Origin of the sequence: Streptomyces sp. NPDC046887 (genome assembly GCF_040644755.1) — a bacterium.
Classification (GTDB): Bacteria; Actinomycetota; Actinomycetes; order Streptomycetales; family Streptomycetaceae; genus Streptomyces; species Streptomyces lichenis.
In genome coordinates this window covers 218,755-231,009 of sequence record NZ_JBEYXH010000007.1, presented here as the reverse complement: position 1 = coordinate 231,009, position 12,255 = coordinate 218,755, and the positions used below count along the sequence as shown (strand labels likewise).

At 71.9% G+C, this 12,255-nt stretch carries 6 protein-coding genes and 2 pseudogenes; 3 read left to right on the top strand and 5 right to left on the bottom strand.

Annotated features, from left to right (window positions below):
* Positions 1 to 83 precede the first annotated feature (83 nt).
* Positions 84 to 2,480 (top strand): annotated as a pseudogene (lon, locus tag ABZ945_RS10490) (endopeptidase La); the annotation flags it as partial.
* Between the two features lie 176 nt (positions 2,481 to 2,656).
* Here the strand turns inward: lon and ABZ945_RS10485 are convergent.
* A complete protein-coding gene (locus tag ABZ945_RS10485; RefSeq protein WP_361266727.1) occupies positions 2,657 to 3,670 on the bottom strand; it encodes an Lrp/AsnC family transcriptional regulator in 1,014 nt (337 codons plus the stop codon).
* A gap of 136 nt (positions 3,671 to 3,806) precedes the next feature.
* Here ABZ945_RS10485 and ABZ945_RS10480 point away from each other — a divergent pair, with 136 nt between their 5' ends.
* Positions 3,807 to 5,405 carry an MFS transporter gene (locus tag ABZ945_RS10480; protein WP_361266725.1) on the top strand — a complete coding sequence of 533 codons (1,599 nt, stop codon included), beginning with the start codon at positions 3,807 to 3,809 and terminating at the stop codon, positions 5,403 to 5,405.
* Between the two features lie 89 nt (positions 5,406 to 5,494).
* Here the strand turns inward: ABZ945_RS10480 and ABZ945_RS10475 are convergent, their stop codons facing one another.
* From ABZ945_RS10475 to ABZ945_RS10465, 3 genes are all read right to left on the bottom strand, one after another.
* Positions 5,495 to 6,121 (bottom strand): DUF4276 family protein, encoded by a 627-nt coding sequence (locus ABZ945_RS10475; RefSeq protein ID WP_361266723.1) that lies wholly within the window; start codon positions 6,119 to 6,121, stop codon positions 5,495 to 5,497.
* Positions 6,118 to 7,539, bottom strand: coding sequence for an AAA family ATPase (locus tag ABZ945_RS10470; RefSeq protein ID WP_361266721.1), 1,422 nt, complete (start codon positions 7,537 to 7,539; stop codon positions 6,118 to 6,120). Before ABZ945_RS10470 ends, ABZ945_RS10475 begins: the two co-directional genes overlap by 4 nt.
* Positions 7,540 to 7,707: 168 nt before the next feature.
* Complete coding sequence (locus ABZ945_RS10465; RefSeq protein ID WP_361266719.1) at positions 7,708 to 8,739, bottom strand: helix-turn-helix domain-containing protein; 1,032 nt, start codon at positions 8,737 to 8,739, stop codon at positions 7,708 to 7,710.
* Positions 8,740 to 8,932: 193 nt separating this feature from the next.
* On the opposite strand from ABZ945_RS10465, the gene ABZ945_RS10460 reads away from it, so the two are divergent.
* Positions 8,933 to 11,722 (top strand): M4 family metallopeptidase, encoded by a 2,790-nt coding sequence (locus ABZ945_RS10460; RefSeq protein WP_361266775.1) that lies wholly within the window; start codon positions 8,933 to 8,935, stop codon positions 11,720 to 11,722.
* A gap of 76 nt (positions 11,723 to 11,798) precedes the next feature.
* Here the strand turns inward: ABZ945_RS10460 and ABZ945_RS10455 are convergent.
* Positions 11,799 to 12,237: pseudogene (locus tag ABZ945_RS10455) on the bottom strand (UTRA domain-containing protein).
* Between the last annotated feature and the right edge of the window lie 18 nt (positions 12,238 to 12,255).

Genomic DNA, 12,255 nt, shown 5'->3' with positions numbered 1-12,255 from the left:
GAACATCCCGGACCCGCCATGCATTGATCCCGTACATATGAATTGAGCTTGCTGGGCTCAACTTGACTGCCGAAGGGGAGATCATGGCCAACGAGTCCTGGGCGGACGCCACCGCCGTCACCCTGCCCGTGCTGCCGCTCGACGACGAGGTCGTGCTGCCCGGGATGGTGGTGCCACTGGACCTGACCGATCCCGATGTACGCGCCGCCGTGGAGGCCGCGCAGGCCGCCGCCCGTGCCGACGGGCCGGCCGGAGCCAAGCCGCGGGTGCTGATGGTGCCGCGGATCGAGGGTTCCTACGCCGCCACCGGGGTGCTCGGCACCGTCGAACAGGTGGGCCGGCTCTCCGACGGCGACCCCGGGGCGCTGGTGCGCGGGCGCGGCCGGGTGCGGATCGGCGCGGGGACCACCGGGCCGGGCGCCGCGCTGTGGGTGGAGGGCACCCGGATCGAGGAGACCGTCTCCGAGGTGCCGGGCGCGGTGGCCGAGCTGGTCAAGGAGTACAAGGCGCTGGCCACCAGCTGGCTGCGCAAGCGCGGCGCCTGGCAGGTGGTGGACCGCGTCCAGCAGATTGACGGGGTCTCCGCGCTCGCCGACAACTCCGGCTACTCCCCGTTCCTCACCATCGAGCAGAAGATCGCCCTGCTGGAGACCGAGGACCCGGTCGCCCGGCTGAGGCTCGCCACCGAGCAGCTGCGCGAGCACCTGGCCGAGCAGGACGTGGCCGAGTCCATCGCCAAGGACGTCCAGGAGGGCGTCGACAAGCAGCAGCGCGAGTTCCTGCTGCGCCGCCAGCTGGACGCCGTACGCAAGGAGCTGCGCGAGCTCAACGGCGAGGACGGCGAGGGCGAGGAGAGCGACGACTACCGGGCCCGGGTGGAGGCCGCCGACCTGCCGGAGAAGGTCCGCGAGGCCGCGCTCAAGGAGGTCGAGAAGCTGGAGCGGTCCAGCGACCAGTCCCCGGAGGGCTCCTGGATCCGCACCTGGCTGGACACCGTCCTGGAGCTGCCGTGGAACGAGCGCTCCGAGGACCGCTACGACATCCGCGGCGCCCGCGCCGTACTGGACGCTGAGCACGCCGGTCTGGACGACGTGAAGGAGCGCATCACCGAGTACCTGGCCGTCCGCAAGCGGCGCGCCGACCGAGGCCTCGGGGTGGTCGGCGGACGGCGCGGCGGCGCGGTCCTCGCGCTGGTCGGCCCGCCCGGGGTCGGCAAGACCTCCCTCGGGCAGTCGGTGGCGCACGCCATGGGCCGCGAGTTCGTCCGGGTCGCCCTCGGCGGTGTACGGGACGAGGCGGAGATCCGCGGCCACCGGCGCACCTACGTCGGCGCGCTGCCCGGCCGGATCGTGCGGGCCGTCAAGGAGGCCGGTTCGATGAACCCGGTGGTGCTGCTGGACGAGATCGACAAGGTCGGCTCCGACTTCCGGGGCGACCCGGCGGCCGCCCTGCTCGAAGTGCTCGACCCGGCCCAGAACCACACCTTCCGCGACCACTACCTGGAGGTCGAACTCGACCTCAGCGACGTGGTGTTCCTCGCCACCGCCAACGTCCTGGAGGCCATCCCCGAGGCGCTGCTGGACCGGATGGAGCTGGTCCGGCTGGACGGCTACACCGAGGACGAGAAGGTCGTCATCGCCCGCGACCACCTGCTGCCCCGCCAGCTGGAGCGGGCCGGACTGGCCGACGGCGAGGTCGCCCTGGACGAGGGCGCGCTGCGCAAGCTGGCCGGGGAGTACACCCGCGAGGCCGGCGTACGGAACCTGGAACGCTCCCTCGCCCGGCTGCTGCGCAAGATCGCCGCGCAGAGCGAACTGGGCGAGCGGAAGCTGCCGTTCACCGTCACCGACGGCGACCTGCGCGGACTGGTGGGGCGCCCCCACCACGTACCGGAGTCCGCCCAGGACCCGGCCGAGCGCCGCACTGCCGTGCCCGGGGTGGCCACCGGCCTCGCGGTCACCGGCGCCGGCGGCGACGTCCTCTTCGTGGAGGCCTCGCTCGCCGACCCGGAGACCGGGGCGGCCGGACTGACCCTCACCGGCCAGCTCGGCGACGTGATGAAGGAGTCCGCGCAGATCGCGCTGAGCTTCCTCCGCTCGCACGGCGCCGAACTGGAACTCCCGGTCACCGGGCTGAAGGACCGGGGCGTGCACATCCACTTCCCGGCCGGGGCGGTGCCCAAGGACGGCCCCAGCGCGGGCGTCACCATGACCACGGCGCTCGCCTCGCTGCTGTCCGGGCGGCTGGTGCGCACCGATGTGGCGATGACCGGGGAGGTGTCCCTGACCGGGCGGGTGCTGCCGATCGGCGGGGTGAAGCAGAAGCTGCTCGCCGCGCACCGCGCGGGCATCACCACCGTGGTGATCCCCAAGCGGAACGAGGCCGACCTGGACGACGTCCCGGCCGAGATCCTGGACACGCTGGAGGTCCACCCGGTCACCGACGTCCGCCAGGTGCTGGAGCTGGCCCTCGCCCCGGCGACGGCCGGATCCGAGGACGGATCCGGATCCGAGGACGGATCCGGATCCGAGGACGGATCCGGAGACACGGAGCCGGAGGTGCCGGTGGCCGCCTGACCCCGGTCGGTCTCGACAGCGGACCCCGCCGTACCCCGTACGGGTGCGGCGGGGCCGTCTCGCGTCTCCACCCGTGCCGCTCAGCGGTAGGGTCCGGCGCCCTTGAGGGTGCGGTGGATCGGGGTGGTGACCGTGTGCCGCAGCCCGGGCAGCGCCGCCACCGACTCGGTGACATAGCGGTAGAAGACCTGGACGCTGGCCACGTCGACGGCGGCGTACAGATTGGCCGCCCCGGTGACCGCCGCCGCGAAGGAGATCTCCGGGTGGGCGGCCAGGGCCGCACCCGCGGCGGCCAGCTGGGCCGGGTCCACCTCCAGCCAGAGCGCGGCCCTGAACGAGCGGTGCAGTACGTCCGGGTGGTAGTCGACGTCGAAGTACAGCACCCCCTCGGCCACCAGCTCGGCCATCCGGCGGCGCACGGTCGACGGCGACCAGCCGGTGGCCTGGGCGAGTTCGCCGGTCGGGGCCCGGCCGTCCCGGGCCAGCAGATCCAGCATCAGCCGGTCGCCCTGGTCCAGCCGCACGGCATCGGCCGGATCGGTGTCCCCGCCCGGCTGCCGACTGGGCTGCGGGGCCAGCGCGGCGGCCTGCTCGGGCCGGAGCGGACCGGTCTTGGTGATCGTGCTGAGGTTCTGGCCGAAGAAGATGTGCAGCAGGCAGTGCGCGGTCACATCCACCACCCTCGGGGTGTGCGGCAGCCGCTGGAGCAGCAGCGCGTCGCCCCGGCCGGTGTCCGGGGTGCGCACCGAGCAGCTGATCTCGGTGCCGCCCGCCATCAGGTTGACCCAGGTGGTGTCGGTGCGGCGGGCCAGCGCCCGGCCGATGGAGTCGGCCGCGTCCGGGGTGCACCGTACCCGGACGAACCAGGGCGTCTCGCCGAGCCGCAGCGGATCGGTCAGCCCGAGCAGCCGCACCGTCCCGGCGGAGCGGAGCCGGGTCAGCTGCCGGGCCACCGTCTGGTCGGAGACGCCCAGCACCTGCCCCAGCTCGCGGAAGGAGGCCCGCCCGTTGAGCTGGAGCGCCTGGACCAGCGCCCGGTCCGCCTCGGCCAGAACGGGCCGAGGGGTCTCCTCCATGTCGAGATACGTCGCCATGGTGCCCATCATTGTCGATTTCGCGCACCGCCCGCCTCTTGACTGCGGGGCGGCCGTGCTCTCCGCCCAGACTCGCGAACGGGGCCGGAACCGCCGCCCGGCCTACCCGAAACGCGAGTGAACGGAGATTCTCGACATGCGCAAGTGGTGGCCCCTGGTGGCCGTCTGCCTGGGCGCCTTCATCCTGCTGGTGGACGTCACCATCGTGAACGTGGCCCTGCCGGCCGTCTCCGCCGAACTGGACGCCTCCTTCTCCGCCCTCCAGTGGGTGATCGACGGATACGCGCTGGCGCTCGCCGCCCTGCTGCTGGCCTCCGGCTCGCTGGCCGACCGCTTCGGCCACCGCCGGCTCTACCTCTACGGGCTCGGGGTCTTCGCCGTCGCCTCGCTGGCCTGCGGTCTGGCGCCCAACGTGGAGCTGCTGATCGCCGCCCGGGTGGTGCAGGGCGCCGGCGGTGCCGCCATGTTCGCCACCTCGGCGGCCCTGCTGGTCGGCTCCTACCAGGGCCGCGACCGGGGCACCGCGTTCGGGGTGTGGGGCGCCGCCAACGGGGCTGCGGCCGCCGCCGGGCCGCTGCTCGGCGGACTGCTCACCGAGCACTTCGGCTGGCCGTCGATCTTCCTGGTCAACCTGCCGATCGCGGCCGCCGCCATCGCCCTGACCCTGCGCGTCATCCCGGCCCCGACGGTCCCGGCCGGGCCCACCGCCCGCCCTCGGGTGGACGTGGCGGGCGCGGCCACCTTCACCGTGGCCGCGGGCTCCCTCACCTACGCCCTGATCCGCGGCGGCGATGCCGGCTGGACCTCCCCGGAGGTGCTGGCCGCCTTCACGGCCGCCGCCGTCGCCCTCGCCGTCTTCACCGCCGTCGAACTGCGGGCTGAGCGGCGCGGCCGCACCCCGATGCTCGACCTGGCGCTGCTGCGGCGGCCGTCCTTCGCCGGGCTGATGGGCGGCGCGCTGCTGCTCCAGGGCGGGGCGTTCGGCTGCCTGGTGCTGGTCTCCATCTGGCTCCAGTCCGTCCTGGAGCTCGGCCCCATCGCCGCCGGTCTGGCCCTCACCCCGCTGGCCGCGGCCTCGTTCCTGGTGGCCGCCGTGGCCGGACGGCACATCCAGCGGCTGGCCCCCCGGCTGCCGATCGGTGGCGGGCTGCTCGCGGTGGCCGCCGGGATGCTGCTGCTCCGGGCCGGGATGGACACCGACGCCGGGCGCGGCTCCCTGGTGGCCGGGCTGGTGGTGACCGGTATCGGCGTGGGCCTGGCCACCCCCGTACTGGTCTCGGCGGCCACCGCCACGGTGGAGCCGCGCCGGGCCGGGATGGCGGGCGGCGCCGTCAACACCTTCCGCCAGCTCGGGATGACCCTGGCCATCGCGGTGCTGGGCGCCGTCTTCACCGGCCGCGCCGACCGGGTGCTGGCCGGTGCCGGGAACGTGCCCGACCCGAAGGAGGCCGCCGCCGCGCTGGCCGGGGGCCAGGCCCAGCACCTGGTGGCCGCCGTCCCGGGCAGCGCCCAGCCGGCCGCCCGCGAGCTGGTGCACCGGGCCTTCGCCTCCGGCCTGGACCAGGTCTTCCTGCTCTCGGCCGCCGCGGCGGCGCTCGGCGGCCTGCTGGTCCTCGCCCTGGTCCGGCCCGGGCGACGGGACCACCAGGAACCCTCTCCCGAGGCCACCGCCCGCCCCTCGGTCCCGCCCCAGGAGGCCCCGGCCCGCGACAAGGCCGCCGCCCTCCGCTCGTAGCGCTAGGCCTCCAACCACCCCCGCACCGACGCCCGCGCCCCCGCCTGGAACCGGGTGCGGGCGTCCAGGAACAGCGCTACTTATCCCTTCTACCGGGTCGTGAGAGCCTTCTGAAGGTCCTCGATAAATTCTCTCCACGATGAGAGTTGTGTCACCGGCCCTCCGGGATCGAGACGCTGCAAGAGCTTATGGCGGTGGTGTGGAAACCGCTGTCGAAACTTTTCCAGTCGTCGACCTGTCGAGCCGTTGGCAGTGGCGAGTGCAGTCCGCAGTGCCGCCTTCGGATCTTTGATCTGTTCAGCGGTGATACCCCTGGGCAAGACAAGACGTGCACGGCCATTCGGGTTCTCGGCGACCTGGCGGATCGCCGACTCGTCGAGCAGCAGCCATGCCTCCAGGGCTCTGACGGGAACAACGGCGATGTGATTTTGGCCGGGCCATTCTTGCGCCATGGCTTCGGCGATCTCCAGGCGTCTCTCTTCTGCTGGACCTCTGTCAGCGTCGCGATGCACGATCACGAGGTCGTAGTCCCCACCGAACCCTTGCACAGCGCGGAGTTTGTCCCGGACTGCATGTGCCTTGGCGTGGTTGAGTCGGCCGAAGTCGGGCGAAGTAACGGCCACGGGCACCCCGCACTTGGCAGCCACAAACTCGATATGCGGAACGAGACCATTGTCGCTGGACCCCTCCCCTGTAAAGAGGATGCGGAAGGTCACGCCACCTCCCAGTCCAGCGTGACCTGCGCGCCCGGAGGAGTGGTCAGATAGGGGAGAATGTCTGCCTTGGTTACGTAGTCGCGACGTCCCTTCTCCGCACGCCACGTGTCAGCAAGGGGGCGCAGGCGGAGCCCGCGGGCGGTGTTTCCGTGCTCTGTTCGGTGCAATGCGGTATCCGCGAAGAGCAGGTCATCCGGATGGACGAGTTGAACCACTCCCGGTGAATGAGTGTTGATGAGCACCTGCCGAAACGGGTTGTCTGCGTCCGGCCGAGCAGTCGGGTCAATGGCGAGGTCGCGCAGCAAGTCGACCATCGCCGGGAGGCTGGCAGGATGGATGCCGTTTTCCGGTTCCTCCATGCAGACCATCCCGCCGACGGTCGTGTCTTCAAGGAGGACGCACAGAGCAAGGAAGCGCAATGTCCCTTCAGAAAGGCTACGTGCCGGCAGCAGCATGCCGGTCGTCTCCTCGACCTGCACCGTCAACAGTTGGCGGACTTCGTCTTGGTCCACCTTGAGATCGGTGATGCGGATGCCACTCAGGTCCGACAGGCGTCCCGCAACTCGGGCATACACCTGGTCGGGATCTCCGTTGGGATCAGTGTGCGCCACGCGATAGAGAGTCGCGGGCAGATGGGCGCCGTTGACGCCCATCCGCTGAGTATCCGTGAATAGGTCCGCACTTCGCAATGCCGACGGCTCAAGAGCGAGACGCCTCCATGACTCCATCTCCCTACGTGCGGTCAGAATGGTCGGATCATCACTGGAAGTGATGGTGGAGACCACGGTTGCAGGCGCCCTGGACGCTGAAGCGGCTTTCGTTTGCGCGCGGCTCTTGCCGTCCTGATGGATCCTGACCAGCGCCTCGCCTGAACGATCGTCTATCTCGGTCGAGATGTACGGAATTCCGCTGCGGTAGCCGCGAACGACGACATCTCGGAATTTGGTCGCGCTGTGTGCAAATTTGAGGCGTTGTCTGGCTGTGGCCTTGGTGACGGGCCTGAGTTCCTCTCGAAGAAGCGCGATCCGGCCGAACCGATCAAGTCCGGACGGTTCCTTGTATCCGATCTCCAGCTCATAGCGCAGAAAGGTGGTGGTGGCCATGGTGGCGCGCCCGAAAGCATCTTCGATGCGGTCTGGGACGATCATCTCTGCGGCGAAGCTCATACGGTGCTCGCCCCGCTCGTACCCCTTCCAGAAAAGGTCGCGAGGATCTCCATGGCTTTCCCCTAGGACATCGCGAACCTCTTTGGCTGCATCCATGAGGGATCGGTCGGCGAGGAGGGAGAGGAACTGTACTGCGTCAAACACGTTGGATTTTCCGGTTCCGTTTTCCCCGGCGATGCAGGTGAAAGGGCCGAAATCAATACTCAGATCCAGTAGGTTCTTGAAGCCGTTAACCTCAAGCCGTGTCAGCATCCGTCCTCCGTGTCGATCTGGCTCCTCGAGCTTCGACCAGGCGCCACTAGTCAGCTTATCGATCGAGGTCGCCTGGCGCCGTGGGTTCGTCTGCTTCAGCCGTGAGCGGCCTGGACGAGTAGGCCCCAGATCTGCCGCGCACGCAGGTGTGCGCCGCCTCAGCTCGGCCTAAGCCTCCAACCACCCCCGCACCGACGCCCGCGCCCCCGCCTGGAACCGGGTGCGGGCGTCCAGGCACTCCAGCAGGCGGCTGATCCGGCGGCGGGCGGTGTGCACATGGACACCCAGCCGGCGGGCGATCGCCTCGTCCTTCAGCCCCGCCGCCAGCAGCGCCAGCAGCTCCCGTTCCGGGCCGGTCAGCGCACCGTCGCCCGGGGCCGGGTCCGGTGGCGCGGCCCGCTCCCACGCCGTGTCGAACAGCCCGAGCAGCGCCGCCCGGAGCGGACCGTCCCGCACCAGCAGCGCCCCGGCCGCCGGGTCCTCCGGATGGGCCGGGGGCAGCAGGGCGGTACGGCGGTCCACGATCAGCAGCCGCACCGGCACCTCGGCCGCCGTCCGCACCCCCGGCCCGGACAGCGCGGAGGAGGCCCCGTGGCCGTCAACCGGCCCGGGCGTACCGGCCCCCGGCCCGGAGACCCCCGAAGCGGCCGGAGCACCGTCAGACGGCGAGTCGGGCGAACCGGTGACCGGCCGGGGCCCGGCCAGCACCGCCCGTACCCCCACCCCCGGCCCCACCTCCGGCAGCTCCCGTAGGGCGTACGGGACGCGGTCCAGCAGCGCCACCTCCTGCCGCGCCCCCGCCAGCAGCCGGGCCGTCCACTCGGCGACCGCCGCCCGGCCGCTCACCGTCTCCACCTCCCCGCCCGTCCCCGCGTCCGGTGGTTCGAGCCGTTCGGCCGCCATCCGCAGCCGCTCCAACTCAGCCGACCGCAGATGCAGTTCGGCCTGGCGGCGGTGGATCAGCGAGCGGATGGCGGCCGGTTGGGCGGGCCGGGGCAGGCCGTCGGTGCCCTCCCCGTCCGGAGGGCTGGCGAAGCCGTGCCGTACGAGCCGGTCCAGCGCCGCGTCCAGCCGCCGGCGCGGCAGCCCCAGCCGCCGCGCCAACTCCTCGGCCCCGTCCGCCCGATGGCGCAGCAGTGCCGCGTAGGCGCGTTCCTCGGTCCGGCCCAGGCCGAGAGTGGTCAGTTCTCCCTGGATCATGCGGGGGATTCTCACGGCGCCTTCACAGCCACACAAGTGTGCGTGTCCACTTCTCACCCCTCACGCACCGTTGCCGCCCGTGCACTGCGCGGCTTGCATGGCCATGACCACCTGAACGGCTGACCAGCACGTGGGAGGGGTACGAACTGTGCGCAGACCCAGTACGCACACGGCGGCGAGCGGGACACGGACGATACGGGCGGGGGCCAGGGCGGCGGCGCTGCTGGCCGCCGCGGGCCTGCTGATCACGGCGGCTCCGGGAGCCGGGGCGGCGACCCCGACCGCGGAGGTGGAGCCGCCCACCGAGGCCATCGACGTCATCCCCGGGGCGCGGACCGAGACACCCGCCCTGGTCGAGGGGATCCGCGAGGCGGTGGACGCCAAGGCCGGTGCGGCGGACGCGGCCAAGGCCCACCTCGCCGCCGAGGAGGACCGCTACAAGATCGCCGAACCTGGGCGCGATCTCGCCCCCGTGCAGACCCTCAAGCAGGGCGCGGAGGAGACCGTACGGCTCCAGCAGAAGCACCGCGGGGTGCCGGTGCTCGGCGGCCAGTACGTGGTCCGGATGGAGAACGCGGGCGGCAAGCGGGTCGTCACCGGTACCTCCGGCAAGTACTTCACCGGCCTCACCGCCGGGGTGAAGCCCGCCGTGGACGAGTCCACCGCGGTGCGCCGCGCGGTCACCTCCACCCTGGAGCGGCTCGGCGGCGCCAAACTGGCCCGCACCGACGCGCCCAATCGGGTCAAGAAGGACGAGCCGCAGCCGCTGCGCGGCGACGCGGCCGGCCTGGTGGTCGTCCCGCGCGGCGCGGGCGTCCTCGCGTACCACGTCACCGTGCGCGGCTCCCACCCGGTGACCGGCGCCCCGGTCATCCAGCAGGTCTATGTCGACGCCCGGGCCGGCTACCCGCTGCTCAGCTTCAGCGGCATCAAGACCCTGGCCCCCGAGCGCACCGCCGCCGACCCCGCGCCGAAGGGCGCCGACAAGGCCGCCCCATCCGCCGCCGCCGGCTCCGGCACCCGCCTGGACGGCACCCGCGTCCCGCTGGAGGTCCGCCCGGCGGACGGCCGCTTCCTGCTGGCCGACGACGCCCGGATGGCGGCCGGCAGCAAGAACGCGCTCACCACCTGGGACGCCCGGGACAAGGACGTCGCCGAGGTGATGGGCACCTGGCCGGCCGGGCTCAAGGAGTACTCGTCCCCCACCGCCGAGTTCGGCAAGGACGCCACCGAGTCCGGTGCGGTGGACGCCCACTGGGCGGCCGGGCAGGTCTACGACTACTACAAGCAGCGGCACGGCCGGGACGGCCTGGACGGCCGAGGCGGCGCCGTCAACTCGCTGGTGGGCGTGACCGACTGGGGCATGCCCTATGTCAACGCCTTCTGGGACGGCACCAAGATGGTGTACGGCTCCGGCGACGAGACCTACCGCCCGCTCTCCGCCGACCTGGACGTGGTCGGCCACGAGATGACCCACGGCGTGGTCGAGAACACCGCGAACCTGGTGTACGCGGGCCAGTCCGGCGCCCTCAACGAGGCGATCGCCGACTACCTGGGCAACGCCATCGACGTGGACCGCTCCGGGACGCCGATGGACCACCCGGACGCGGGCCTGATCGGCGAGGACCTGTGCCGCACCGGCGGCCCGCGCGCCTGCGCGCTGCGCGACCTCAACGACGGCGCCACCACGTCCAAGAACTTCCTCGGTGTCACCTTCTCCACCGACAACGGCGGGGTGCACCTCAACTCCACCATCTTCTCCGGCGCGCTGTGGGACCTGCGCCAGGACCTCGGCGCCGAACTCGCCGACCGCATCGTCTACAAGGCCCTGACCTCCTACCTCACCCCGCTGGACGGCTTCACCGACGGCCGCAACGCCGTCCTCGCCGCCGCCAAGGAGGTAGGCGCGAATGCCAAGCAACTGGCGGTCGTCAAGCGCTCCTTCAACGCCCACGGCATCATCGACGACTGGGAGCTGGCCCTCGGTGTCGACTCCGACGAGCTGTTCGGCCGGCTGAACACCATCGGCTCCTCCGTGCAGGCAGGCGGCGGCTGGTGGACGGCGGCCAAGTCCAACGACGACGGCACCGAGCCGTACTCCGTCTACGCCGGCCGCGCCGACGGCAGGGGCGCGCCCAAGCTGCTCAGCCCCAACGACGGGCGCTACCACGTCAACCCGGCCACCGACGGCACCACCGTCGTCTGGACCGCGTACGGCCCCGACGGCCTGGACATCCTCTCCCGCCCCCTGGCCGGCGGCCCCGTCAAGAAGCTCTACTCCTCCACCAGCTCGGATGTCTCCGGCCTCCGCGTCGACAAGGGCACCGTCGTCTTCGAGACCCTGGGCCTCTTCGACCGGCACGTCCAGTACCTGCGCCCCGGCGACCCCCGGCCCACCGCCGTCGACGGCAACAGCGACGAGATCCTCACCGCCCTTCCGTCCGTCCGCAACGGCCGGATCGCCTACGCCAAGCTCTACCCGGACGCCACCACCGGCGCCTACCGCCTCGGGGTGGAGGTGCTCGACCTCTCCACCGGCCGCACCACCCTCACCGAGCAGCTCGACGAGCCGGAGTCCCTGGGCCAGACCGGCATCAACGGCAGCCATGTCTTCTGGCTCACCGAGGCCAACGTCAACGACGAGGGCCAGACCGGCATCCGCCGCGCCAACCTGGACGGCACCGGTGCCTACGACATCTCCGCCGAGGGCAAGCCGGCCGCGCTGATCGCCTCCGACCTCACGGTCTCCGAGACCGCGGTCACCGTCAACGCGACCGTCCCGGACACCACCTGGCGCAACGAGACCCTGCCGAAGAACTGGCAGTTCACCACCGACGGCTCCCGCAAGGAGCGTGTCTCCTGCAACCGCGGTGAGCAGGTCTCCCCGGCCGCGGTCTCCGGCACCCAGGTCGTCTGGCTCGACGGCACCACCGGCTGGACCACCCTCACCACCCGCCCCCGCCCCGCCGGCACCTGCGGCTGACCCCTCCGCACCACCCCCGACCCCTGACCCCCGGCGGACGGCGCCGGGGGTCAGGCACGTGTCCGGGGGCTACGCCTCACATCTCCCCGCTGGACTCGATCCTGATCTCGTAGCGCAGCCGCTGGAGGTGCGCGGGCATGGTCATCAGATCCGCCTGTACGGGCCGGTCCTCCGCGTCGAGCGTCAGCCGGCTCAGCCGGAGTACGGGCCGGTGCGGCGGCAGCTCCAGCACCTTCCGCTCCTCCTCGTCCGCCAACCGCGCCGTCACGTCCTCCACGACCCGCACCCCGCGGTGCCCGAGGCCCGCCAGCAGCGTCACCGCCCCGCCCTTGATCTTCGCGGTGCCGGCCAGCGCGGTGCCGCGCGCGATGGCCACGGGGTAGTACGTGCGCGAACACGATCCGCTGTCCGCCCCTGCCGCCCCGGGCCGCCGCCTCCGCGCCCCAGGCGTCCCCCTGGCCCGCCGTCCTGGGCACGAGGTACGGCATCGACCTGCTCACCCAGCCGCTGTCCATGGGTCTCCTCCCGGGTCG